Raw genomic sequence first — 23653 nt, 5'->3', positions numbered from 1 at the left:
CAGCAGCCGGACAGCGGCCGCCCGTGAAGGCCCGGGCAGGGTACGCGCGGGTGCCGTCGTCGTGGTCACGTCGCCTCCCCGGTTCCGGGCACGTCGCCCACCCGGCTGAACCGGCCGCGCAGGAAGAGCAGCACGTCACGGGCCGTGGCACGGGGCATGTCCAGCAGCCGGCCCACGAAGATCGTGTGGTCGCCGCCGTCGTGGGTGTCCCATAGCTCGCATTCGAAGTGCGCGGCCGCGCCCTCGATGAGCGGTGCCCCGCACAGGGCGCCGGTACGCACCGCGGTGTGCCGGAACTGTTCGGCGCCGAGCGGCCGCCGGCTCGCGAAGTGCCGGGCGATCTGCTCCTGGCCGGAGTGGAGCACCGAGACACCGAACGTGCCCGCGCCCAGCAGCGCGTCGTGCATGAGGGCGCCGCGTTCGACGCAGACCAGGATGAGCGGGGGATCCAGCGACACCGCGGTGAAGCTGTTGGCCGTCATGCCGCGCGGCTGCGGGCCGCCGACGGTGACCACCGTGACGCCGGTGGCGAACGCCCCGAACGTCTGCCGCAGCAGCCGGGTGTCCATGGCGGTACCGGATCGCAGCCCGGTCATGAGCGGGACCTCGCCAGCTGGGGCGTGTACGGCTCGAGCGCGTGCAGCAACGCGTCGGGGACCCGTGCCGGGCTCGTCCGGTTGTTCGGGCCACGCATGCACGCGACCCGCTGGGTGCCCCGCGCCACCAACGTCTCGCCGCCGCCGGGGTCCAGCCGCACGTAGTCGAATCCGAACTGGAGCTGGGTCTGCCCGAGTTCGAGCAGCCGCATCCGGATCGACAGCTCGTCGAAGGCGGTGATCTCGGCGAAGAACTCGCAGTCGACCTTGAGGGTGAACAGTTTCAGGTCGTCGCGCAGGTCGTCGAGGACGGCGGTGGCGTGCTGGCGCAGGAACAGCTCACGGGTGCGGCCCTGCCAGCGCAGATAGTTGACGTAGTAGACGTTGCCGACGAGGTTCGTCTCCTCGAATCCGACGACGTGCCGGTATTCGTAGTAGTCCTTCATCTCTGCTCCTCAAGGACCTCGGCGAGGACGGCGAGGACCACCGGGGTGTCTCCGCCTCGGACGGACGTGGACAGGACGCCGATGCGCGCGTCGCCGGAGGTGAGCAGCACCCAGCCGGGTGGGCCGCCGGCGGCGAGCATGATCGGTGCGTCCGTGGAGCGGCCGGCCTTGCGCAGGCTCTCCCCTGCGGCCCAGACCCGGGTGGCGGCCACGTCGAACGGTTCTGCGCACGCCTCGGCGATCCGGGCGGCGAGGTCGTGGTGCCGGCCGAGCAGCGCCTGCCAGTCGTCGCGGGCGCGGGACGCGACCGGTTCCAGGTCGCAGCCGGCCGGGCCGTCGGCGATCACGGCCAGGGTCAACCCGGCGCCGTGTGCGGCGGTCAGGGTACGGTCGCCGGGCAGTTGCGGGCGGCCGTCGGCGCGGTAGTGCACCTCGGCCGGGTGGCCCAGGGCCCGGCCGGCGGCGCGGGCGGTCCGGCGGCGGCGGGTGGCGACGTGCTCCCCGGTGTCGTCGCCGTCGTCGTCGGGCTCGACCACGACGGAGGCCCGCAGGCCGGTCACGTCTTCGAGGGTGCGTTCCAGGTAGGGGCCGAGCAGCGGCGCGGGCCACGGTCCCCGGCTGTCGCGCTTGCGCACGGCCCGCAGGTGCAGGCCGGACCAGCGTTCGACGGCCTGGCCGGAGGCGTCGCACAGGACGACGTCGTACAGGTAGTCGTCGCCGTCGTGGCTGCGTTCGGTGGCGTACATCCGCAGCTCGCCACCGGCGTCCAGAGCGGAGCCCGCCGGGATGATCTCGTCGACGCCGACCGGCAGCAGGGTCGCGTCCGGCACGCACACCTGGTTGCCGTGCATCAGCGCGTCGCGCACGCCCGGGTCGCCGAGGATCAGGCGGCCGGGCAGGAAGCCGGCGAACCAGCCGGTGTCCGGCAGCGCCTCGACGGTCGCGTCGACGTGCCGGGCCGCGGCCCGCCGGTATCCGCGCAGCCGCTGGAACCGGTCGCCCTGGAAGAGCAGGCCGTCGTAGAGGTCGGTCGCCGGGTCCAGCGGGACCGGCGGCAGACCGCTGCCGGGGTCCGCGGGCCGCTCGATCGCCGTGTCCCCGCCGCGGCGGCGCAGCCGGGCGCGGAAGTGTTCCGCGGAGAACCCGGTCTCGGCGCTCTGGATCGCCACGTCGACGGTGTCGTCGCCGGTGCGGACCGCGGCGATCCGGATCGTGGTGCTGCCGTCCGGCGGCACCACGATCGGGCGGGCGAACTCGGCGCCGGTGATGATCGGCGGCTCGGTCCAGCCGGTCAGGGCAGCGGTGACCTGCGCCATCGCTTCCATGCCGAACACCGCCGGGAACAGCAGGCTGCCGTCGAGCAGGTGGTCGGCGAGGTACGGGTCGGTGCCGGCGTTGAGTTCGGTCTCGGCCACGAGTTCCACCTCGTGGTAACGCAGCAGGGTCCGGTCGACGAAGCGCAGCAGCGGCAGTTCGGGCTGATCGCGTTCGACGGTGTGGATGCCCTCGGTGCGGCCGCTGATCACCACGGCGGGCGGGGTGTCCGGATCCTCCAGGAGCCGGCGCAGGACGGCCACCCCCTGGTCGGGGGTGATCGGGGTGACGCCCTGCCGGGACAGCGCCTCCACCACGGAGAGCCGCTCCCCCATGCCGACGCCGGACCAGACCGACCACTCGAGCACCAGGGTCCGGCAGTCCGGGTTGGCGGCGCCGTGCCGGGCGACCAGGTCGCCGAGCCACTCGTTGGCGATCGAGTAGTGCGCCTCCCCGCGCAGACCGGACCGGCCGATGATGCTGCCCAGGGCGACCAGCAGGCGCAGCGAGCCGCCGTCCACGGCGTCGAGCACGTTGCGCAAGCCGTCGACCTTGGGTGCCAGGGTGTCGCGCAGCATGTCGGGGTGCACGTCGACCAGCGACGCGGGTTCGTTGCGGCCGGAGCCGTGCAGGATCGCCGTCACCGGTCCGCCGAAGAGCCCGGTCAGTTCGTCGATCGCCGCCCGGATCTGGGCGGGATCGGTCACGTCGGCCCGCGCGTACCGCACGTCCACACCGCGTTCGGTGATCCGGGTCAGGTTGCCGCGCAGTTCCGGGTCGGCCGCCGGGTCGGAGCGGCCCACCAGCGCGAGCCGGCAGCCGCTGTCCTCGGCCATGGTCAGGGCGCATTCGGCGGTGATGCCCTTGCCCCCGCCGGTGACCAGCAGGACGTCGGAGGAGGTGAGGGCGGCCTCGGTACGCCCGGCACGCACCGGCATCGGCCGGAGCACCGGAACCTGCCGGACACCGTCGGCGGTGTAACGGACCTCGGCGAACGCGGAGGTCGCGGCCACCTCGGCGACGATCCGGTCGACGGCGTCGGGCTCGGGCGCGATGTCCACCACGGTGGTGCGGACGTGGGGCGCCTCCAGGTGCAGCGTCTTGGCGAGTCCGGCCGCGCCGCGGCCGTGCTGGACCAGCACGAACCGGTCCGCGGCGGACCCGGTGGCGGCCGCACGGGCACCGGCCAGTGCCGGCGCCAGGTCGGCCTCCGAGCAGTCCTCGGGCAGCCACACCAGCACGCCGCCACCGACCCGGGCGCGTTCCAGGGCGGACTTAAGCTGGCCGGCGAGTGGGGTGCCGCCGGGCGAGTGGACCTGCCAGGATCCGCGGTCGCCGGTGGCCGCGACGGCGGGTGCGGAGCGTTCGTCGAGGTCGATGCGCCAGGCGCGGACCCACTCGGCGGCGCCGGCCACCGGTGCCGCGGTGTCCTCGGGGCGGTCGCTGTCACGCAGCGACTCGAGGGTCTCGGCGAGCTCGCCGAGCGTGGCCGTGGCGTAGTTGGCCGGCACCTGGCTCGGCGGGATGCCGGCGCCCTGAGCGACCGTGTTGACCAGCTGGCCGACCGTGATGGAGCTCAGGTGCAGATCGTCGAGGAGCCGGCTGTCCATGTTGACGGATTCCAGCGGGAGTTCGGCGCGCTCGGCGGCGAGCCGCCGCAGTTCCTCGGCGACCGGGGCGCCGCCGGTGGCCGGGCCGGACTCGGCGGGGGCCGCGGGCTCGGCCGCGGGACCGGCCGGGCGGTGCGCCGGTACGGCGGGCGCCTGCTCGCAGGGGCTGGCGAAGAAGGTGAACGTGGTGTCGAGGGTCAGCGGCCGCAGCAGCCGGCCGTGGAACAGCGTCGGCTCGACGTTGGTGCCGCCGGTGACGAATGCGGCGGCCACCACGCGCAGCAGCCCGGCCGACGATTCGTCGTCGGTGTCGAGGGCGACCGCCGGCACGTCGGTGACGGCGCGCGCCAGCCCGCTGAGCACCTGACCGGGCCCGACCTCGACGAGCAGGTCGACGTCCTTGGCGGCCAGTGCGACCGCCTGCGAGAACAGGACCGGTTCGGTGATCTGCCGTCGCAGCAGGTCGCCCAGGTCGGTGTCGGGGTCGAGTGTCTCGCCGGTGACCGTCGACACCACCCGCCGTTGCAGCGGGCCGAAGCTCTCGCGTCCCAGCACCGAGCCGAAGGCGTCGGCGGCTCCGGCGACCAGCGGGGAGTGGAAGGCGTGCGACACGGCGAGCCGGGACGCGGTGACGCCGGCCTCGCCTGCCCGGCGGCAGCCCTCCTCGACGGCGTCGATCGCGCCGGCGACGACGGTCTGGTTCGGGCCGTTGTGGCCGGCGATCACCAGGGGCAGGCCGTCGATCAGGCGCTGTGCCTGTTCGGCGTCGGCCGCCATGCTGGCCATGGTGCCCGAGGAACTGTGCTCGGCCATGGTGCGGCCACGCTGCGCGGCGAGCTCGACGACGGTGCCGGCGTCGACGGCGCCGGCCCACTGCAGGGCGGTCAGCTCGCCGAGGCTGTGCCCGACGGCGACGGTGGCGTCGATGCCGAGGGCGGTCAGCACCCGCTGACCGGCGAGTGATCCGGTGACGATCCTCGGCTGGGCCACCTCGGTGGCCACCGTGTCGCCGCCGCCGGGCAGGGCGGCCCGGCGGTAGACCTCGTCCGCCTCGGTGAACCGGCGGCGCAGGGCGCCGCCGCTGGTGCCGCGTCCGGAGCCCTGGCCCGGGAAGAGGAAGCCGATCCGGCCGTCGCCGGCCTGTCCGAGGAAGACGCGGTCCTCGGACGACACCAGCTGGGTCTCACCGGAGTCGATCGCGGTGATCACGGCCTCCAGCCGGGTGACCGCGTCAGCCGGTGAGCGCACCACGACGGCGGCGCGCCACGGCAGGTCGCGCAGGTCGCCGTGCAGTGCCGAGGCGAGGTCGCTGAGCTGGGCGTAGCTGACCGTGGGCACGAAGGCCGCCGCCCGTTCGAGACGTTCGCGCAGCTCCTGCGGGGTGAGGGCGTCGAACAGCAGCAGTTCGGCGTCCTGTGCACCGGCCGCGATCGCGCTGACCCGGGCGCCGTAGCGGGCCGGGCGGCGCGCCTCGCCGTTGTCGAGCACGAGGTGGGTGTTGATGCCGCCGAAGCCCATGGCGGTGACCCCGGCACGGACCGGTTGCCCGTCGGGCCACGGTTCGGCCTTGCGTACCACCCGTAGTGCGGTGTTGCCCGCGCTGAACACCTCGTGCGGGTCGTGGCAGCCGATCGCGGGCGGGATGACCTCCTGGCGCAGCGCCATCGACGCCTTGATCAGCCCGGCGATCCCGGCGGCGGCCTTGGTGTGGCCGATCATGGCCTTCACCGAGCTGATCGCGGCCGGCGCGGCGCGGCCGGCGGCCTGCCGGTTCTGGTTGAGGGCGGTGAGCTCGTTGTCGTCGCCGACCTTGGTGCCGGTGCCGTGGCCCTCGAACAGCGGGACGGTGTCGATGCCGAAACCGGCCTGGGCGTACGCGCGGTTGAGTGCCAGGTGGTAGCCGCGGGTCTCCGGCCGGGTGATGCCGCCGCGGCCGTCGGAGGAGATGCCCCAGCCCGCGATCGTCGAGTAGATGCGGTGCTGCCCGCGCCGCGCGTCGTCCTCGCGCATCAGCACGACCATCCCGCAGCCTTCGCCGGGCCAGAAGCCGTTGGCGCCGCGGTCGTAGACGCGCATCTCGCCGGTGGCCAGCGCCATCGTCTTGGCGAACCCGATGATCTCGAACGGGTCGATGGACAGGTCCACGCCGCCGGCGACGGCGACGTCCAGTTCGCCCTCGACCAGTGCCTTGCAGGCGGTGGCGACCGACAGCAGTGACGACGAGCAGGCGCCGTCCACGGTGTAGCCGCCGCCCTGCAGGTCGAAGTGGTTGCAGATGCGCCCGGCGATGGTGTTGGACAGGCCGCCGGCCAGGGTGTCCTCGTCGATCGCCGGGAACGGGCTCTTGTAGGCCTGTTCCAGGTCGTCGAGCAGCATGCCGAGGTCGTCGTCGCCGAAGCCGCGTTCACGCAGCACGGCGCTGACCGTGCGCTGCACGTACGGCCAGCGCAGCCGCAGCTGGTTGGCGCGGGAGAACTCGCCGGTCAGCGTGTTGCCGATGATCACGCCGGTGCGGTCGCGGGGCAGGCCCTCGGCCATCGGGAACCCGGCGTCGGCGAGCGCGCCGGCCGCGACGTCCAGCGCGAGCCAGTGGGTCAGGTCGGTGGAGCGGTAGGTGCTGCCGGCGACCTTGTAGGCGACCCGGTCGAACTGGTAGGAGTCGATCACCGCGGCGTTGGAGGCGTAGAAGCGGTCGGGGGTACGGGGATCGGGATCCCAGTAGTCCTCGAGCCGCATCCGGACATCGGGCAGGCGGCGGAACGCCCGCCGGCCCGCGATCGCGTTGTCGAACAGTTCCTTCGGGCTGGTGGCGTCCGGGTATCGGCAGGCCATCCCGACGAGAGCGATTCTGGGCATGGGTGATCGCTGTCTCCTTCCGCGGCGAGGCCGCGCGGTGTCCGGCGGTTCGCGCGTGTCGCGGCGAACCGTCTTCGTGGTGCCGGGAGGTCAGGTGCGCGGACCGTCCCGCCGTGGCGTGGTCACGCCGGCCTGTGACGTGAAGGCGCCGGCGATCCGCTCCCGCCAGGTGGCGTAGGCGGGGACGTCGCCGGTGTCGGTGAGGCCCTCGCGGGCGCGGTCGGTGACGGCCGAGGCGGTCGCCACGTCGGTGCCGCACAGCACCTCGGTCGCGAGTTCGTTGTGGTCGACGACCAGGCCGGCGCGCAGTCGGGCGGCTGCGGCGAACGCCGCGCCCTGGGCGACCTGGGGCCGGTGCGGGCCGGCGAGGCGGGCGAAGTCCTCGAGTTCGGTACGGGTCACGCCGCCGGCGTAGGTGGCGGCGAGCCCAGCCCCGCTGTACAGGTCGCCGCGCCGGTGTTCGGGGAAGGCGTCCAGCAGGGCGGCGACCCGGTGCGGGTCGGCGCCGCCGACGAACCAGGTGGCCCGGCCGATGCCCTGGTCGACGACGCTGCCGGTGTGCTCGGCCGATCCGCCTGCGGGCCATCCGAGCCGTTCGTCACGGAAGTGTTCGTGCACGTAGCGCCGGGTGCGGAAGTAGGCCTGGTGGAAGCCGTAGCCGTCGAGGACCAGCCAGCGCAGCAGCGGGTCGGGGGCGTGCAGGGTGCTCCAGCGCAACCGCGGCAGGCGGGCCATCGCCCAGCCGACGCCGACGTAGACCATGTAGACGTGCGGGTCGCCAGGCCCGGCGAGGAAGTCCCGCACGTGGTGGGTGTGCCCGAACGGCAGCCCGTCGAGGACGGCCATGGCCATGCCGGCGCCTTCGAAGGCGAATCCGCGGTACGTCTCGTCGAGCCCGGCGAGTTCGGTCACGACGTTCTCGGAACGCCCGGTGGCGGCGGCCGCGCCGTAGCCGGTCAGGAACGAGCGTCCCACCGTTTCGAGCCGTTGCACGGCTTCGGGTGACTTGGCGTGGAATCCGCGTACGCCGACGCGGGTCTGTGAGATGTCGGGGGTCAGGATCCGTCGGCGCAGGGCGTGCCAGGTTCCCATTCGGGGCCTCCACAGAAGTTGTCAGGTCACGGGCGGGCCGCGTGGTCGCGGGTGACGTGCTCGCGGACCTGCCGCCGCCAGGACTCGTAGTCGGGTTCGCCGCCGTGCGCGCCGGTGAGGCTCACGTCGTCGGCGAGTTCGGCGGCGGTCGCGACCGGCAGGCCGGCCAGTGCGTGCACCGCCACCTCGGTGTGGTCGGTGACGAAGCCGGAGAAGTGCCGGGCCTTGGCCGCGAACACGGCTCCCTGTGCCAGGTGCGGCGCGTGCTCCCCGGCGTCGGCCCGCAGTCCGGTCAGGCCTGCCCGGTCGCATCCGCCGGCGAAGGTGGCCGCCAGGCCCACGCCGCTCCACAGATCGGCGTGACGGTCCGGGGCGAAGGCGCGCAGCGCGGCGCTCACCGGGTCGGGGCGGCCGCCGTGGATGAACCACAGGGCCCGGCCGATGCCCTGGTCGACGGCGTGCGGGAAGTAGTCGGGCCGCCCGCGCCACGGGTAGGGGTCGAGCTTGCGCTGGCGGGTGATCACGCGCTCGGTGTCGAAGTACGCGCGGTCGAAGCCGTAGCCGTCGACGGCCAGCCAGCTCATCGTCGGGTAGTAGGGCGTGCCGGTCAGGTCGGGCAGCACCCCGCGCCACAGCACACGAGGCAGCCGGGCCATGGCGAAACCGATTCCGATGTACGTCAGGAATGTGTGCGGACGGCCCGGTCCGGCAAGCAGTTCCCGGGTCCTGGTACCCCGCCCGGCGGCCATGGCGTCGCGAATGGTCAGCGCCATGGTGGCGCCCTCATAGGCGAATCCACGCAGTTCCGCGGTCACCATTTCCAGCCGCCGCCGCAGATCCTCGAGCGAGGCGACGTCGATACCCCATTCAAACCCGCAGACCACCGACTGCGGTATCGCCTCCAGCGCACGGGTGGCGCGGGTGGGCGTCACCGGAAATCCTCGCCCGGCGAAACTGACGTCGTTCAGCGAGGGGCTGAGGGCGAATCGGCGAAGGGCTCCGAAAACTCCGGGCATGTCGGCACTCCAGACGTATCGGGTTCTGTCCATCGTGTTACGCGGCGCCTTGCGGATGCGTCTCCTTTCGTGCGCCGTCATCGATGTCCGTTTGCCGGGCGCCGATGCGGCGGGCCGCTTCGAACGCGGCCCAGCCGGTCACCTCCACGAGTGCCTCGTCGCCGGGCAGCACGTCACGGAAGGCGGCCACCGTGTCGTCGCCGACCTGGTGCGAGGCGACGGCGGTGAGCAGCGCCAGCCGCCCGGTGGCGCGGTCGTGCGGGTCCAGGCCGGCCAGCGCGTCCTCGCACCAGGCGGTCGAGATCCCGGTCTCCTCGCCGTGCCACCGGTCGAGGTGGCCGGCGACGAGCGCGCGTACCCCGTCGGACAGCCAGCGCCCGGCGGCGGCGTCGTAGGTGGCGGCCGCGCCGGCCATCGCCCGGGCCACGGTGGGGCTGGCGGCGGCCCATCGCAGGTCGGCGGGCAGGTCGGCGGGCGGAAGCAGTCCGACGGAGCGCCCGGGTGCCCGCGGGGCGCGCAGGGTCGAGCGCAGCAGCCGGCCGAGCCCCTGCTTCATGCGCCTGCGGGCCCGGCCGACCAGGACCGGCGGCAGCAGGAAGTTGGCGAGGAAGACGTTCACCGTGCGGGTCAGGTAGTGCATGGCGGTCAGCGTGCCGATGAGCTCACCGCGTTGCGCCGCGCTGAGACCGGCGGGCAGGGCCGTGCCCTCCGGTGCCTGGTGGGCGCTGCGGGCCCACGCGCTGATCTCACGGATGGCGGGGTCGTGCATCGCGCCGATCCGGTCGGCGGACAGCTGCTCGGCGTCGTGTTCGCCGCTGAGCTCGTACATGCTCACGGTGTGCATGTCGACGCAGTAGGGGCAGATCGTGGCGACGGCGACGGCGGCCGCGACGGCCTCCTTGCGGGCACGGTCGGCGAGGTCGCCGACGAGCAGTGACTCGCGCATCAGCATCCAGTAGGCGGCGAGGGCACGCGGCGAGGGCGAGTGCATCAGGGCCGGCGGGATGACCATCCGCATCTCGTCGGCGATCTGGGCGTAGGTCGCGGCGACCACGCCCGTGGCGGCGTCCGGCGGCACGGGGGAGACGTGGCGGACCTGGCGTTGCACGGTCGAGGCGGTCATCCGGCTGACGATCATGGCAGCAACTCCTGACTCGTGGAGTCGCCATTATCGTCTCGAAATCAGTGCGACAAGAACTGCTCACGAGTGGACCGCACGATCGAAGAATAGTCAGCCCACCGCCGCAACCAATTGATCACGGTGATACGCCACTTCGGTATTGCGGTCTCCTCCCAGGTTGCCCCGCTCCGGTTGCCCGCGTCACAGCAGGCTCGATAGCCTCGGTGAGGAATTTGCAATTTCATTGCGTTCGCGACATTGACTGCACCCGATGCGTGTTACGACGATGGCCACCCTTCCCCAAGGAGCGTGACGCAGCAATGGAAGACACCAATGAGATCGCCGCTCTACGCGCAATCGAGACCATGCAGGGACGCCTCGGCGAACAGTTGACAGTCGATGATCTCGCACGTTCCGCGATGTTCAGCAAATTCCATTTCACTCGTGTATTCCAGCGTGTAACCGGGGTGTCGCCGGGTCGTTTCCTCTCGGCGCTAAGGCTGCAGAAGGCCAAAGAGCTCCTCGTCTCCACCTCGATGAAGGTCTCCGACATCAGCATCAGCGTCGGCTACAACAGCGTCGGTACCTTCAGCTCGCGTTTCAGCCGCAGCGTCGGCATGCCGCCCACGATCTACCGGCAGCGTGAGGGCTTTGCCGACGCGATCACCGCCGAACCCGTCGGCGCCGGCTTCTCCAGCGCGGCGGTGCGCTGCGAGCTGCATCTGGACGAGCCCGACCCGGACGCGCTGATCTTCGTGGGCCTGTTCACCGACCGTATCCCGGAGGGCCGCCCGGCGCGTTGTGCCGTGGTGCGGGAGAAGGACCACGTCGTGTTCGACAATCCGCCGCTGGGCCGGTGGTTCCTGCTGGCCCAGTCGGTCTCCGGCGGTGACACGGGCGTCGAGCCCGACCACGCGGACCGCCCGGTGAAGGTCGCCACGGCCGGGCCGATCGCGATCCACCGCAACTCCGTCATGTCGATCGACCTCGACCTGCGGCCGTGCCGGGCTCTGGACCCGCCGGTCCTGCTGGCCCTGCTCGACGTCCGCAACTACGCACTCGACCGGATCGGCGCCGCCTACGGCCGGACCGAGACTCTCGCCCACGCGGCGTGATCCGCGACCGCGGGCACCGACTCACCCCACTGGAGGATCCCGTGCCCCTCGGACCGACGAAGCAACTCGTCCCGCCCGATACCGCCCGCGAGGCCGTGCCACAGCGCCGGACGCGGCTCGTGCTGCTCAGCGCCGGTGCCGGCGTGCTGCTGGCGATCCTGTGGTCGTTCCACTTCGTGGACACGGTGATCGGCGAGAACGTGGCCGACACCCTCCTGGGCCACCCCGCCAAGGAGACCGCCCTGTCCGGCGCCGGAGCCGCGCTGCTGTTCTCGCTGGTGTCCGGCCTGGCGGGCACCTTCACCGCCTGCAACATCGCGATGGCCGCGTCGCTGGGGCCGCTGGGCCAGGCCGGCGGCAGCGTCCGCCACGACGGCGCGGGGGTGCTGCGCACGCTGGCGCGGCCGACGGGCCTGCTGCTGGCCGGCATGGTGGCCGTGTCCGGCACGTACGGCTTCGTCGGTGTGCTGCTGGGTGAGCGCCTGCCGCAGCTGTCCACCGCGACGGTCGGCGGCATGCCGGTACGCCTGATCCAGTCCGCCGTCGTCTTCGGGATCATCGGGCTCGTACTCATCTGGCTCGGTCTCGCCGCGATCGGCCTGGTCCGGGACCCGTTCGCCGCGCATCCCGCCCGCCGGGTCGTCGTCTTCGGCGCGCTGGCCGGCGGTTTCCTGATCGGACGCCCGTACCCGATGTTCAACAAGCTGTTCCACTGGGCCGTCGACAACGGCAATCCGCTGTTCGGCGCCGCCGCGTTCGTGCTCCAGTCGATCGGCAACGTCGTGCTGGTCGCCGTGATCTTCGCACTGATCATCATGGTGACGCGGGGCCGGGCGGTGCGCTGGCTCGCCGACCCGCGGCGTGCCGCGGCGGTCACGGGGGCGCTGCTGATCGCGCTGGGCGTGTTCACCGTCGTGTACTGGGACCTGCGGTTGCCGGCCCGTTTCGGCTACGGCTGGTTCCCGATGATGCCGTACAACTGAAGGCTCGTCATGAACGAGAACAGCGAGATCGGCGAGATGCGGGAACGCATCGACGAGATCGACGACGAACTCATCCGGCTGTGGCGTGAACGCGCGGGCCTGTCGCAGGACATCGGCGCCAAGCGGATCGCCGCCGGCGGCACGCGGCTGGTGCTCAGCCGCGAGGAGGTGGTGCTGCGCCGGTTCCGCGCCGGCCTCGGCACCGAGGGAGTGAAGCTGGCACTGCTGTTGCTGCAGGCGGGCCGCGGTCCGTTGTGACACCACTTCAGTCAACGGCAGGAGCCGGGGTACGCCGCGTGTGGCGTACCCCGGCTTCGTTCTTGATCGTCAGCGCAGCCCGGCGGTGAAGGCCCGGATGTCGCGGACCAGCAGTTCCGGCTGCTCCAGGGCGGGGAAGTGTCCGCCCCGGCCGAACTCCGACCAGTGGCCCAGCGTCGGCAGGATCTGCTCGGCGAAGCGCCGGATCGGGCGTACCGCGTCCTTGGGGAAACACGCCACCCCGACCGGCATCTCCAAAGGCCAGGGGCCTCCCCAGGTACGCACGAAGTCGGCATCCACATGCGACGACTCGTAGTAGAACTGAGCGCTGGGCCCGGCCGTGGCGGTCAGCCAGAAGAGGGTGACGTTGGTGAGGATGTCGTCGCGGCTCACCGCGTCCTCGGGTGCCTTCTCCGCGTCGGTCCACTCCATGAACTTCTCGGTGATCCAGGCCAGCTGCCCGACCGGTGAGTCGGTCAGCGCGTACGACAGGGTCTGCGGCCGCGTCGACTGGATCTTCATCCAGCCCATGCCGTCCTGCGCGAAGTCACCGGTGAACCGCAGCCGCTCCATGTCCTCGGCCGACAGCCCGTGCAGCGCGGCCGGGTCCGGCGGCGGCAGTGTCACCAGCATGTTGACGTGCACGCCCAGCACGTGGCCGGGGTCGGCGAGGCCGAGGCGCAGCGAGATCGGCGAGCCCCAGTCACCGCCCTGTGCCACATAGCGGTCGTACCCGAGCCGGCGCATCAGCTCGGCCCAGGCCCGCGCGACGCGGCCGGTGTCCCAGCCCGGCTCGCCCGGGTGCGGCGAGAACCCGAATCCCGGAATGGACGGGATGACCAGGTGGAACGCGTCGGCCGGGTCGCCGCCGTGCCGGGCCGGGTCGGTCAGCGGCTCGATCACGTCGAGGAACTCGGCGTTGGTTCCGGGCCAGCCGTGGGTGAGCAGCAGCGGGGTGGCGCCCGGTTCGGCGGAGCGCACGTGCAGGAAGTGCACGGTCGCGCCGTCGATCTCGGTGGTGAACTGCGGGTGCCGGTTGAGGCGGGCCTCGTGCACGCGCCAGTCGTAGCCGGTGCGCCAGTAATCGGCCAGTTCCCGCAGGTAGCCGACCGGCACGCCCCGGCTCCAGCCGGCGTCGGGGAGCTCACCGGGCCAGCGGGTCGCGTCGATGCGCCGGTGCAGATCGTCCAGCTCGTCCTGCGCGACGTCGATGTGGAACGGTTCCATCGGGTCCCTCCTGCTAAAGGTGGTCGGCCTGGGCCTGGGCCTGGGCCTGGGCCCGGGCGGCGGGGGCGGGGGCGGGATCGGGCCGGGGCGCGTCCCACCGGGACTTGCGCAGCACCCGCACGACCTTGCCGGGGGTGAGCAGCCGGGTCGGCGGGTCGATGAGGCCCGCGACCCGGACGAACGCGTTGCCGAGCCCGGCGTCGTGCGCCGCCGCGAGCTGCAGCCGGGCGACGTAGGCATTGATCAGGCGGGTCTTGGGGGTACGGCGGCCCTGCACCGCGGCGTAGCCGAGGTCGGCGTTGGCCGTGAAGTCCCACGGCGCGTCGATCTGCCCGGCGATGTCGGTGAAGAACGACCGCCATTGCGGTGTACGGCCACGCGCCAGATGCCGGCCGAGCACGAGGGTCTCCAGCGCGGCGACGGTCATGCCCTGGGCGTAGACGGGGTTGAAGCTGCACACCGCGTCACCCATGATCAGGAAGTTGTCCGGAAAGCGGGTGAGCCGCTCGTAGCGGCGGCGCACGCTGCCCGGGAACCGGAACATGACCGGGTCGTCGAGCGGCTCGGCGTCGCACACCGCCCGGTGGATCTCCGGGACCGGCAGTGACCGGACGTAGTCGAGGAAGCCGTCGGGGTCGGTGGGCGGATGGTCGCCGAGCACGCCGGTGAGCGACAGTTCGACGCGGTTGTCGTCGCCGGGCAGACGGTAGAAGAACGCGCCGCGCGGATGTGACGGGGTGGCGGCCGGGATCATGGCGAGGTCCGGGCCGAACGGGTCGGCGTCGAGCCGGTAGTGGCGGGTCGTGTACGCGAGATCGATGCGGACCTTGTCCTCTGCGGGCCGGCCGTACCCGAGTTCGGACAGCCACGCCGGGGCACGTGAGCCGCGCCCGGTCATGTCGATGACCAGGTCCGCGGGCAGCACCGTGGGCTGTTCGCCGGGCCGGCGGCTCTGCACGCGGGCGCCGGTGACCCGCCGGCGGTCAGGGGTGGTCTCGAGGCCGAGCACGTCGTGGTTCTGCAGGAAACGCACTCCCGGCAGAGCCTGCACCATGGCGCGCAGGTGGAATTCGAGGACCGGCCGGGTCGCCGGGACCGAGATCAGCCCGGAGATCGCCGGCCGGATCCGGCGCCCGCCGAAGTACCAGCGGATGTCGCCGTTGAAGTCGCCGGGCCGTACCCCGCCGTCGATCATGCGCTGGGTCAGTCCGGGGTAGAGCTGCTCGAAGATCTGATGTCCCCGGGCCACCAGGCCGTGCGCGTGCCGGCCGTGGGGCACCCCGCGGCGGGGCCCGGCCACGTCCACCACCTCGTCGCGTTCCACCAGGATCACCTCCCGGTAGGCGCCGGCGAGGACTCTGGCGGCCAGCAGGGCCCCCAGGCCACCGCCGAGCACCACTACACGATCGCCGACAGTTTCCGGCATCGTGGCACCTCCCTCAGATTCGTTGTCTCCACACGCACCCGAGCCTGGCAGTGCCGTCGAATTCCGCGCATCTCACGCCTTGCGCAATACGGTCCGGTCCCACCGCAGCGGGGCATCCTGGAGGTTGCCGGGCCGGATCGGGCGGTGCGAGGGTCGAAATGCGGATTGCAGTAAATCCCCGGGAGCCGTATTCGCGATCCTTTTTGAACCCGAAGGGGCTGGCCGACGTGGCAAGTGACGGCAGATCAGCGCGAACGACATCATGCGGAATATGTGGCGGGATGGTCGAGGAGAAGTTCGACTTCGGCAACCAGCCGGTGTCCAACGCATTCCTCCGCGCCGACGAACTGCGGGAGGAGGAGTTCTTCTGGCTGGCGGTCGGCATCTGCACCTCGTGCGGAATGGTTCAGCTGATGCAGGAGACCCCCCGCACACGAATGTTCCACGAGAACTATCCGTACCGATCGTGCAGTTCGTCGATCATGCGCAAGCATTTCGAGCGCACCGCCCTGCACCTGATGGAGACCGAGCTGACCGGGCCGGGCGACCTCATCGTGGAGATCGGCTGCAACGACGGTGTCCTGCTCAAGGCCGTCGCCGACGCCGGTGTCCGTCACCTGGGGATCGACGCGTCGGCCGGCGCCGTCGAGGTGGCCCGCGCCAAGGGGGTACGGGCCAAGGTCGAGTTCTTCGAGGAGTCGACGGCGGCACGGCTGCGGGAGGAACACGGCCCCGCCAAGGTGATCTTCTCGGCGAACACGTTCAGCCACATCGCCTACATCGGCTCGGTTCTGGCCGGTGTGGACCGGCTGCTCGCCGACGACGGGGTGTTCGTCTTCGAGGACCGGTATCTCGGCGACATCATCGCGCACAACTACTTCGACCAGATCTACGACGAGCACTTCTACCTCTTCTCGGTACGGTCGGTGACCGCGATGGCCGAGAGGTTCGGTTTCGAGCTGGTGGAGGCCGAGCGTCTGCCCGTGCACGGCGGGTCGATGCGGTACAAGTTCGCGCGGCCCGGCCGGCGCCGGGTCTCCGGCCTGGATGATCTGCTGGAGCAGGAGGACCGGCTGGGACTGACCCGGCCCGAGACGTTCGAGCGGTTCGGGGCGAACATCGACCGGATCCGGCGGGATCTGGTGGCGCTGCTGCGCGACCTGCGCGCGCAGGGCAAGACGGTGGCCGGGTACGGCGCCACGTCGCGCAGCACCACGGTCACCAACTTCTGCGGCATCGGCCCGGACCTGATCCCGTTCGTCTCCGACACCACACCGGAGAAGCAGGGCCGGCTGACCCCCGGCTCGCACATCCCGGTGCACGCCCCGGACCGGTTCGCCGCGCCCTACCCGGACTACGCGCTGCTGTTCGCGTGGAACCACGCCGACGAGATCCTGGCCAAGGAGCGCCGGTTCCACGACGCCGGCGGCCGCTGGATCTTCTACGTCCCCGACGTGCACATCGTCTGAGCCGTGCCGCAGTCAACGACGCCTCAAGGGGAGGACCGTCCGATGATCAACGTCTTCCAGCCGATGCTGGGCGAGGAGGAGCTCGCCGCCGTGGCGCAGGTGTTCTCCGGCAACTGGATCGGCCGGGGCAGCCGCACCGAGGAGTTCGAGCAGGCCTTCGCCCGGCACATCGGGGTGCCCGGCGACTCGATGGTGTCGATGAACTCGTGTACCGAGGCCACCTTCCTGGCGCTGGAGCTGCTCGGCGTCGGGCCGGGTGACGAGGTGGTGCTGCCCGCGGTGAGTTTCGTCGGCGCGGCCAACGCGGTCGGTGCCCGCGGCGCCCGGCCGGTCTTCTGCGACGTCGACGCGAGGTCGCTCAACCCGACGGCCGCCGAGATCGAGTCGCGGCTGACCCCGGCCACCAAAGCCGTGATCGTGCTGCACTACGGCGGGCATCCCGGTGACATCGCCGAGATCGCCCGGATGTGCCGGCGGCGCGGCGTCCGGCTCGTCGAGGACGCCGCCAACGCCCAGGCCTCCTCGGTCGACGGGCGATCCTGCGGCACGTTCGGTGACATCGGGGTGTGGAGCTTCGACCACGGCAAGATCGCGGTCGCGGTCGACGGCGGCATGCTGCACTCCCCCGACCCGCATCTCGTGGCCCGCGCGCGGACCGCGGCGTACCTGGGCATGGAGCAGCGCAGCGGCTTCGACGAGGCGGCCCGTGCCCGTACCCGATGGTGGGACTTCGAGGTGTCGTCGTTCGGGCGGCGGTCGGTCACCAACGACGTGCTGGCCGCGATCGGCACCGTCCAGCTGCGCCGGCTGCCCGGTTTCGTGCGCCGCCGGCAGCAGATCACCGCGTTGTACGACACGCTGCTCGCCCACCTGCCCGGCGTCGAACGGCCGCCCCCACTGCCGGCGGGCCACCTCAGTTCCCACTACCTGTACTGGATCCAGGTCGACCCGGCGATCCGTGACGAGGTCGCCCGCCATCTGTACCGCCGGGGCGTCTACACGACGTTCCGCTACCACCCGCTGAACCGGGTCGCGGCCTACGGCACGCCGGCCAGGCTGCCGGGGGCCGACCACGCCGCCGATTCCACGCTGTGCCTGCCGCTGCACCAGGGGCTGACCGACGACGACGTGCGGTCGGTGGTAGCCGGCCTGCGCGAGTTCGTCACCCGGCCGGCCCCTCGGACACCGGCCCGGCGCCACGATGCAGAGGAAGGACGAGATGCAGTACGGACCTGAGCACGCGGAGTTCTACGACGCGGTCTTCGAGAGCCGGGGCAAGGACTTCTCCGGCGAGGCGGCCGCACTGGCCGCCCTCATCCGCCAACACCGGCCGCAGGCACGGTCGCTGCTCGACGTGGCCTGCGGCACCGGGGCACACCTGGCGGCCTTCGCCAACCTGTTCGACGACGTCGAGGGCATCGAGTACGCGCCGGCGATGGCCGCCGTGGCCCGCGACCGGCTGCCGGACGTGCCGATCCACGCCGGCGACATGCGCGACTTCGACCTGGGCCGCACCTTCGACGCCCTGACCTGTGTCGGCAACTCGGTCGGCTGCATGGACGACCGCAAGGAGCTGACGGCCGCGATCGCCCGGATGGCCGCGCACGTCGTGCCCGGCGGAGTGCTGGTGGTCGAGCCCTGGTGGTTCCCGTCGAACTTCACCGACGGGCATGTCGGCGGGCACGTGCTGAAGGAGGACGGCCGGGTGGTCTCCCGGCTCACCCGCTCGGTGCGCGACGGCGACAAGACCCGGCACGAGGTGCGGTTCACGGTGGCCGACGCCTCCGGGTTCCGCGACTTCAGCGAGGTGCTGGTGGTCAGCCTGTTCGACCAGGAGGACTACGAGGACGCGTTCGCCGCGGCGGACTGCTCGGTCCGGCTCGTCGGCGGGCTGCAGCTGGCCGACGGCCGGCCGAACAGTCCCGGCCTGTTCGTGGCGGTACGCCGGTAGCCCACCGTCCCCGGGCGGCGCACGCCGCGGCCGCCCGGGGCAAGGCAGGACCTCAGGCCGCCTTCGCCGTCTCCAGGCGCTCGATCGCGGCCTTGCGGCTGTCCAGCAGGGCCAGCAGGACCGGCGGGTCGATCTTCGAGGCCGGCTTGAGGCGGACGTTGATCGGGAAGGTACGCGTTCCGCGGACCACGATCGGGCCGACCGAGGCGACGGTGACGCACTGCTGATGCAGATTGAACAGGTCGCCGGAGACCGAGTGGCAGAGCAGATACCAGGAACCGTCGGGCACCCCGGCGAAGAAGAACTCGCCCGGCTCGTCGAGGACCATGCAGCACACCGGCCGGCCCTCCGGGATGCGTTGCGGGAAGAGGCCCATGAAGATCGGACCGGGAATCGACTTCTCGACCGACCCGTCGGCGGTTCCGACAATGGTGTTGCGCTCGGGGCCACGAGACTGGACGGGAATGCGTGAAGCGTATCCGCCCAGACGCCGGTACATGGTCGGTGACAGCCCGACACTCTTCGTGAATCGTGTACTGAAAGTGCCGACACTGTTGTATCCGACGCGAAGGCTGATTTCCGCCACATTCAATTTCGTGGTGATCAGCAGACGCTTCGCCTCCTGCAACCGGATGGCCGACAGAAATCGTCCGGGAGAGGTTCCGGTGACTCGCTGGAATACACGGGTGAAATGGAATTTGCTGAACATCGCGGCTCTAGCCATGTCGTCGACTGTCAACGGCTCCGAAAGATTGTCACGCATCTTGTCGATGACGCGTCCGACAGCTCGTTCGGTGCTGCTATACATCAATCTCTCCCACGCGCTTGCTTTCGGACATCGGCTCAGGGCGCCGGGCGCGCGGCCAGCTGGCACGCGGCGACGCCGTCGTCTGAGGCCGGCCTCGTCACCCCCACGGCCGATCGCTCCACTCCTTGGAACGCTAACCCCGCCGCGAGCTCAGCGCATATCGAATCGTGCCGTGAGTAGCACTCCCGACTATCACCCTATTTTGATCCAAGTCAATATAACTCTCAATTTTTATTATTCGGGCATATCGGCCGCTCAGTGGTGTCACGCTCCGGCCGACCGGTAGTGTCTTGAATCAGCGGGCCGGCCGCCCGGCCGAGGAGTCAGCCCGCCCGAAAATTGCGGTTGGACTCAACCACGGTGGGAGCGCGGTGCGAATATCGGACCTCAGCCGGCAGAGCGGAATTCCGGTCGCAACCATTAGGTTCTATCTCCGCGAGAAGCTGCTACCGCCAGGGACGATGACCGCTCGCAACCAGGCGGAATACGACGAACGCCACCTGCGCAGGATTAGGTTCGTCCGCGCACTCACCAACATGGCCGCACTCGATCTCACTTCCGTTCGAGAACTGGTGTCCATGGTGGACGACCACGCCATCCCGTTACCGGAGGTCTTCCGCAATCTGAACCGCCTGCTCTACCCACACGGCTCCCCCGCACCACGCTCGGAATCGATCGCCGAGGCCCAGAACGAGATCGACGGCTTCATCCACCGGATGGATTGGCGCAACCGCGAGGAATCCGCCGGCCCCGAGGCGCTCGCTCAGGTCGTCGCCACCCTCCGGAGCCTCGGCTGCGACGACGACCTCGGTTTCCTCGAGAACTTCGCCGAGGCCGCCAGCCGTCTCGCCGTCGCCGAGATGGAACTCCTCCCCGCCAGCACCGATGACGTCGACCGCGGCGCCATGATCGCCCGCGCCGTGATGTTCAAGGTCGCCTTCCAGGTCCTGCACCGGATGGCACACGAGCACCACGCGTCACTACGATTCCCCGAGCCCGCCACCCCGGCGCCGCCGACCAGCCCCGCGCAGACGGCCCGCCCGCCCCGAATGCGGTGAACCCGACCGCCGGCGTCCGGCGAGGTGGTTGGCTCGACACATGGGTGCTCCTTCCCGGGGTTTCGTCCGGATGAGCCCGTCCGGCGTGCTGGATCACGGGGTGAGCAGGTTCGCGGCGGTCCTCGCCCGGGCCGCCGACGCGCCGACGGCACTGATCCTGCTGACCGGCGACGGCGACGGACTCATCCTCGCCGGAGCGTCCGGCATGCCACCCGAATGGCCCCGGCCAGGAAACACACCCTCCCGCTCCACGCTGGCCGGCCTCGTCCTCGAAACCGGAGAGCCGCTGATCATCACCGACATCCGCGACGACCCCCGCGTGCCCGACGCCGCACCGGCCGTCGACGCGGGCGTCCGCGGCTACGCCGGCTTCCCGATCCACCACGAACACGACGGCATCCTCGGCGTCTGCAACGTCATCGACTACCAGCCCCGCGACTGGACCCCCGACCAGCTGGCCGCCGTCGACGAAGCAGCCCAGGCCTGCGCCGAATTCGTCGCCGGTCAACACCGCGCCGACACCCAGCGCCGATTCCTCGACGCACTCCTGCGAAGCCTCAAGATCGGCGTCGCGGCCTGCGACGAGAACGGCAACCTGGTCTTCCAGAACGACTACGCCCGCGAACTCTCCGGCCGCATCCCCGTCGGCACCCCCATCCGCGACTGGGCGCCACACAGCCGCGTCACCGACCTGCACGGGCGACCACTGCCCGCCGACGACCTGCCACTCCTGCGCGCCCTGCGCGGCGAACGCCTGCGCGACACCGACCTGCTCGTCAACATCCCCGGCGGCCACCCCCGCACCATCACCGTCGACGCACAACCCATCATCGGCGCCGGCCGGCACCACCTCGGATCCGTCGTCACCGTACGCGACGTGACAGAACAACGCCGCGCCGGCCGGTTCCGAGACGTCGACCAGGCGGTCACCGAGGCACTCGCCAACGCCGGCAGCATCCAGGAGGCCGGGCCACCGGTGCTCGCCGCCATCTGCGACGGGTTCGGCTGGCCGTACGGCGAGATCTGGCTCGTCGACCAGGAGGCCGGAACCCTGCTGCCGGCCGCCCACCACCACACCGGCAGCCCCGACATCGGCAACTCCGCCACCTGCGACCCGAACACCGAATTCGACCCCGGCGACACCGTCACCGACACCGCCTGGCGCACCGGACGCACCGTCTGGGCCGGACACGAACCCGGAACCGACCGGGTCCGCCTCGCCGTACCCGCACCCACCGGCAGCCGCGTCCTCGCCGTCCTGTCGTTCCGCGCCACCGCCGTCGACGACCCCGCCGACCCCCTCATCAGCCTGCTCGCCGGCATCGGCGCACGCATCGCCGAATTCCTGGAACGGCACCGCGCCGACGAACTCACCCTCGCCCTGCACCGCAGCAAGGACGACTACCTCGCCCTGATCGGCCACGAACTGCGCACCCCGCTGACATCGATCACCGCCTACGTCGAGATGCTGCGCGAATCCGACCCCGACACCGTCGTCGCCGAACTACCCGGCATGCTCGACGTGCTCAGCCGCAACAGCGCCATCCTGCGCACCATCGTCGACCAGCTGCTCGACCTCGCCGCCCTGGACGGTGGGCACGCCACCCTCACCCACCGTCCCGTCGACCTGGCCGCCGTGATCCGCGCCGCCGACGCCGAGGTCCACCCGGCCGCCGAAGCCGCACAGGTGTCGGTCAAACTCGACCTGCAGGTCGAACCGACCGTCACCGGCGACGCCGCAAGACTTCGCCAGGTCGTCACCGAACTGCTCGGCAACGCCATCAAACACACCCTCGGCGCGGGCGAGGTGACCGTACGCATGACCCGCCCCGACCCGGCAGCCGTCGAACTGACCGTCACCGACACCGGCCTCGGCGTACCACACGCCGAACACGACCGGCTGTTCGCCCGCTTCTACCGCTCGGCACGCACCCGCGAGAACCGCATCCCCGGCAACGGCCTCGGCCTGGCGCTGAGCCGCGCCATCGTCAACCTCCACCACGGCAGCATCCGCGTGGTCCCCACCAGCGGACCCGGCACGAAGATCACCGTACGGCTGCCCGCCGACCGGTCAGAACACGGCGGCTAACGTCCTGCGCACACAGTCGACCAGGTCCGTCGGCAGGAACGGCTTCATCACGACCGCCGTGGCCCCCGCCCGCGCCGGCCGATCGTCACCCGGAGTCAGGCTCCCACTCACGAAGATCACCGGAAGATCCGCCGTGACCGGGTCGGCCCGGAGCCGCCGACACAGCTCGACACCGGACAGGTGCGGCATGTCGATGTCACTGACCAGAATCGCCGGACGATGCTCACGCACCGCGGCCAGCGCCGCGTTCCCGTCCGCCGCCTCGATCACCGTGAAATCAGCACGCCGCAGGATCCGGGCCGCCAGCATGCGGATGTCGTCATCGTCCTCGGCCAGCACCAGAACCGTCATACCGAGGAACGGCCCTCGAACAGGTAACACCGCATTTACACAAGGGTAGGAGAGGCATCGGCGCGATGTGGGCGCTTCGCCGCCGTACCGCTCACCCGCGCCGCGCGGCGCGTCCCTGAAGTCCTGGCCGCTGCCGCCGTCGCTGGGTTGATGTCAGCCAGCGCACCACCCGTAGAGCATCCTAGGAATCTAGGTGGATGGCGATCGACGGGCGAGTCAGAGGTTCACCCGGTTGACGATCGAGGCTGCTCCAGCGACGGCTCCAGTCGCTGTCGCCGGTCCTGTTCGCCCGTGCTGTTCGCCCGTGCGTATCGGCGGCATCGAGGCTCGTCACGTAGCGACGCGGGGCATCGTGAGCATCGGTGTTCACTCAGGAGCGCATGATCAGAAGTCTCGGCCGCAGCGGGTCCCTCAGGCTCGGCCGGCCGGCGGTCGCGATCGCGGTCTCAGCAGCGCCGGCGCCGTCCATCTCCCATAGCAAACCCGCATGCCAGGTGTCGCCGGGACCGAAAGGGATCGGAGCCGCGTCCAGAGAGCTTTCGCAGTCGAGGTCCAGCTCGCCGGCCCGATCTCAGCCCTCGAATCCAGCTGCCATGACGTGGCTTGGCTACGACTGGGGCACACAATCAGGCTTCGCGCATGCTCCTGACGTCGTCGGCAACAACGGTGAGGTCCCACGTCGCGGGTCCGTGGACGCCTGCCGCCGCCATCGCGGCGGCAGGGTCGCACGCAACGGCTGCGTGTGATCCCACCGCCGCAACACCAGCCCTCCACAGCGACACTCTCCGGAGCACCGGCTCAGGCCGCGCTCTCCGCAGCACCGGCTCAGGCCGCGCTCTTAGCAGCGGCCAAGGGATCCCGCTGCCCT

General features: G+C 71.2%; 18 protein-coding genes. 8 read left to right on the top strand and 10 right to left on the bottom strand.

Annotation, left to right across the window (positions count from 1 at the left end; translation table 11 throughout):
• Positions 1-65 precede the first annotated feature (65 nt).
• From CLV67_RS24620 to CLV67_RS24595, 6 genes are all read right to left on the bottom strand, one after another.
• Positions 66-596 (bottom strand): flavin reductase family protein, encoded by a 531-nt coding sequence (locus tag CLV67_RS24620; RefSeq protein ID WP_106322301.1) that lies wholly within the window; start codon positions 594-596, stop codon positions 66-68.
• Positions 593-1042 (bottom strand): acyl-CoA thioesterase, encoded by a 450-nt coding sequence (locus tag CLV67_RS24615; RefSeq protein ID WP_106322299.1) that lies wholly within the window; start codon positions 1040-1042, stop codon positions 593-595. The genes CLV67_RS24620 and CLV67_RS24615 overlap by 4 nt, the downstream gene beginning before the upstream one ends.
• Positions 1039-6822 carry a type I polyketide synthase gene (locus tag CLV67_RS24610; RefSeq protein WP_106322297.1) on the bottom strand — a complete coding sequence of 1928 codons (5784 nt, stop codon included), beginning with the start codon at positions 6820-6822 and terminating at the stop codon, positions 1039-1041. Before CLV67_RS24610 ends, CLV67_RS24615 begins: the two co-directional genes overlap by 4 nt.
• Positions 6823-6912: 90 nt before the next feature.
• Positions 6913-7914, bottom strand: coding sequence for a DUF1702 family protein (locus CLV67_RS24605; RefSeq protein WP_106322295.1), 1002 nt, complete (start codon positions 7912-7914; stop codon positions 6913-6915).
• Between the two features lie 26 nt (positions 7915-7940).
• Positions 7941-8930 (bottom strand): DUF1702 family protein, encoded by a 990-nt coding sequence (locus CLV67_RS24600; protein WP_106322293.1) that lies wholly within the window; start codon positions 8928-8930, stop codon positions 7941-7943.
• A 37-nt stretch (positions 8931-8967) separates the two neighbouring features.
• The gene (locus CLV67_RS24595; protein ID WP_239166313.1) at positions 8968-10068 is read right to left on the bottom strand and encodes a carboxymuconolactone decarboxylase family protein; all 1101 of its coding nucleotides are present in this window, start codon (positions 10066-10068) and stop codon (positions 8968-8970) included.
• Between the two features lie 302 nt (positions 10069-10370).
• On the opposite strand from CLV67_RS24595, the gene CLV67_RS24590 reads away from it, so the two are divergent.
• The 3 genes from CLV67_RS24590 to CLV67_RS24580 are packed head-to-tail and all read left to right on the top strand — an operon-like array spanning position 10371 to position 12406.
• A complete protein-coding gene (locus tag CLV67_RS24590) occupies positions 10371-11165 on the top strand; it encodes a helix-turn-helix domain-containing protein (protein WP_106322291.1) in 795 nt (264 codons plus the stop codon).
• Between the two features lie 41 nt (positions 11166-11206).
• Complete coding sequence (locus tag CLV67_RS24585) at positions 11207-12148, top strand: hypothetical protein (protein ID WP_106322672.1); 942 nt, start codon at positions 11207-11209, stop codon at positions 12146-12148.
• A 9-nt stretch (positions 12149-12157) separates the two neighbouring features.
• Positions 12158-12406, top strand: coding sequence for a chorismate mutase (locus CLV67_RS24580; protein WP_106322289.1), 249 nt, complete (start codon positions 12158-12160; stop codon positions 12404-12406).
• 69 nt (positions 12407-12475) lie between these two features.
• Here the strand turns inward: CLV67_RS24580 and CLV67_RS24575 are convergent, their stop codons facing one another.
• Together CLV67_RS24575 and CLV67_RS24570 are read right to left on the bottom strand one after the other, a co-directional pair.
• On the bottom strand, positions 12476-13633 hold the full coding sequence (locus CLV67_RS24575) for an epoxide hydrolase family protein (RefSeq protein WP_106322287.1): 1158 nt from the start codon (positions 13631-13633) through the stop codon (positions 12476-12478).
• Positions 13634-13646: 13 nt separating this feature from the next.
• A complete protein-coding gene (locus CLV67_RS24570; RefSeq protein ID WP_106322285.1) occupies positions 13647-15059 on the bottom strand; it encodes an NAD(P)/FAD-dependent oxidoreductase in 1413 nt (470 codons plus the stop codon).
• Between the two features lie 269 nt (positions 15060-15328).
• On the opposite strand from CLV67_RS24570, the gene CLV67_RS24565 reads away from it, so the two are divergent.
• From CLV67_RS24565 to CLV67_RS24555, 3 genes are read left to right on the top strand one after another with little or no spacing between them, the layout of a single operon-like run.
• Positions 15329-16528: a class I SAM-dependent methyltransferase gene (locus CLV67_RS24565; RefSeq protein WP_275414906.1), complete on the top strand. Its 1200-nt coding sequence runs from the start codon at positions 15329-15331 to the stop codon at positions 16526-16528.
• Positions 16529-16570: 42 nt separating this feature from the next.
• Positions 16571-17764: a DegT/DnrJ/EryC1/StrS family aminotransferase gene (locus CLV67_RS24560; RefSeq protein ID WP_106322280.1), complete on the top strand. Its 1194-nt coding sequence runs from the start codon at positions 16571-16573 to the stop codon at positions 17762-17764.
• Positions 17748-18479: a class I SAM-dependent methyltransferase gene (locus tag CLV67_RS24555; protein WP_106322278.1), complete on the top strand. Its 732-nt coding sequence runs from the start codon at positions 17748-17750 to the stop codon at positions 18477-18479. The genes CLV67_RS24560 and CLV67_RS24555 overlap by 17 nt, the downstream gene beginning before the upstream one ends.
• 52 nt (positions 18480-18531) lie before the next feature.
• Here the strand turns inward: CLV67_RS24555 and CLV67_RS24550 are convergent, their stop codons facing one another.
• Positions 18532-19287 carry a helix-turn-helix domain-containing protein gene (locus tag CLV67_RS24550; RefSeq protein WP_106322276.1) on the bottom strand — a complete coding sequence of 252 codons (756 nt, stop codon included), beginning with the start codon at positions 19285-19287 and terminating at the stop codon, positions 18532-18534.
• A 371-nt stretch (positions 19288-19658) separates the two neighbouring features.
• Between CLV67_RS24550 and CLV67_RS24545 the strand changes: the two genes are divergently transcribed.
• Both CLV67_RS24545 and CLV67_RS54305 read left to right on the top strand, forming a co-directional pair.
• Positions 19659-20345 carry a MerR family transcriptional regulator gene (locus tag CLV67_RS24545; RefSeq protein ID WP_239166318.1) on the top strand — a complete coding sequence of 229 codons (687 nt, stop codon included), beginning with the start codon at positions 19659-19661 and terminating at the stop codon, positions 20343-20345.
• A gap of 40 nt (positions 20346-20385) precedes the next feature.
• Positions 20386-22434 carry a sensor histidine kinase gene (locus tag CLV67_RS54305; RefSeq protein WP_106322272.1) on the top strand — a complete coding sequence of 683 codons (2049 nt, stop codon included), beginning with the start codon at positions 20386-20388 and terminating at the stop codon, positions 22432-22434.
• Here the strand turns inward: CLV67_RS54305 and CLV67_RS24535 are convergent.
• Positions 22417-22785: a response regulator gene (locus CLV67_RS24535; RefSeq protein ID WP_106322270.1), complete on the bottom strand. Its 369-nt coding sequence runs from the start codon at positions 22783-22785 to the stop codon at positions 22417-22419. The genes CLV67_RS54305 and CLV67_RS24535 overlap by 18 nt on opposite strands.
• Positions 22786-23653 lie beyond the last annotated feature (868 nt).

The sequence above is a fragment of the Actinoplanes italicus genome (assembly GCF_003001815.1).
Taxonomy (GTDB): domain Bacteria; phylum Actinomycetota; class Actinomycetes; order Mycobacteriales; family Micromonosporaceae; genus Actinoplanes; species Actinoplanes italicus.
This window is presented reverse-complemented; position numbering and strand designations above follow the sequence as displayed.

Bases quoted from the DNA above. Each gene is read 5' to 3' on its own strand.
- CLV67_RS24555 (WP_106322278.1), top strand. From the start codon at position 17,748: ATGCAGTACGGACCTGAGCACGCGGAGTTCTACGACGCGGTCTTCGAG.
- CLV67_RS24605 (WP_106322295.1), bottom strand. From the start codon at position 7,914: ATGGGAACCTGGCACGCCCTGCGCCGACGGATCCTGACCCCCGACATC.
- CLV67_RS24580 (WP_106322289.1), top strand. From the start codon at position 12,158: ATGAACGAGAACAGCGAGATCGGCGAGATGCGGGAACGCATCGACGAG.
- CLV67_RS24610 (WP_106322297.1), bottom strand. From the start codon at position 6,822: ATGCCCAGAATCGCTCTCGTCGGGATGGCCTGCCGATACCCGGACGCC.
- CLV67_RS24595 (WP_239166313.1), bottom strand. From the start codon at position 10,068: ATGATCGTCAGCCGGATGACCGCCTCGACCGTGCAACGCCAGGTCCGC.
- CLV67_RS24590 (WP_106322291.1), top strand. From the start codon at position 10,371: ATGGAAGACACCAATGAGATCGCCGCTCTACGCGCAATCGAGACCATG.
- CLV67_RS24600 (WP_106322293.1), bottom strand. From the start codon at position 8,930: ATGCCCGGAGTTTTCGGAGCCCTTCGCCGATTCGCCCTCAGCCCCTCG.
- CLV67_RS24535 (WP_106322270.1), bottom strand. From the start codon at position 22,785: ATGACGGTTCTGGTGCTGGCCGAGGACGATGACGACATCCGCATGCTG.
- CLV67_RS24615 (WP_106322299.1), bottom strand. From the start codon at position 1,042: ATGAAGGACTACTACGAATACCGGCACGTCGTCGGATTCGAGGAGACG.
- CLV67_RS54305 (WP_106322272.1), top strand. From the start codon at position 20,386: ATGGGTGCTCCTTCCCGGGGTTTCGTCCGGATGAGCCCGTCCGGCGTG.
- CLV67_RS24620 (WP_106322301.1), bottom strand. From the start codon at position 596: ATGACCGGGCTGCGATCCGGTACCGCCATGGACACCCGGCTGCTGCGG.
- CLV67_RS24560 (WP_106322280.1), top strand. From the start codon at position 16,571: ATGATCAACGTCTTCCAGCCGATGCTGGGCGAGGAGGAGCTCGCCGCC.
- CLV67_RS24575 (WP_106322287.1), bottom strand. From the start codon at position 13,633: ATGGAACCGTTCCACATCGACGTCGCGCAGGACGAGCTGGACGATCTG.
- CLV67_RS24550 (WP_106322276.1), bottom strand. From the start codon at position 19,287: ATGTATAGCAGCACCGAACGAGCTGTCGGACGCGTCATCGACAAGATG.
- CLV67_RS24570 (WP_106322285.1), bottom strand. From the start codon at position 15,059: ATGCCGGAAACTGTCGGCGATCGTGTAGTGGTGCTCGGCGGTGGCCTG.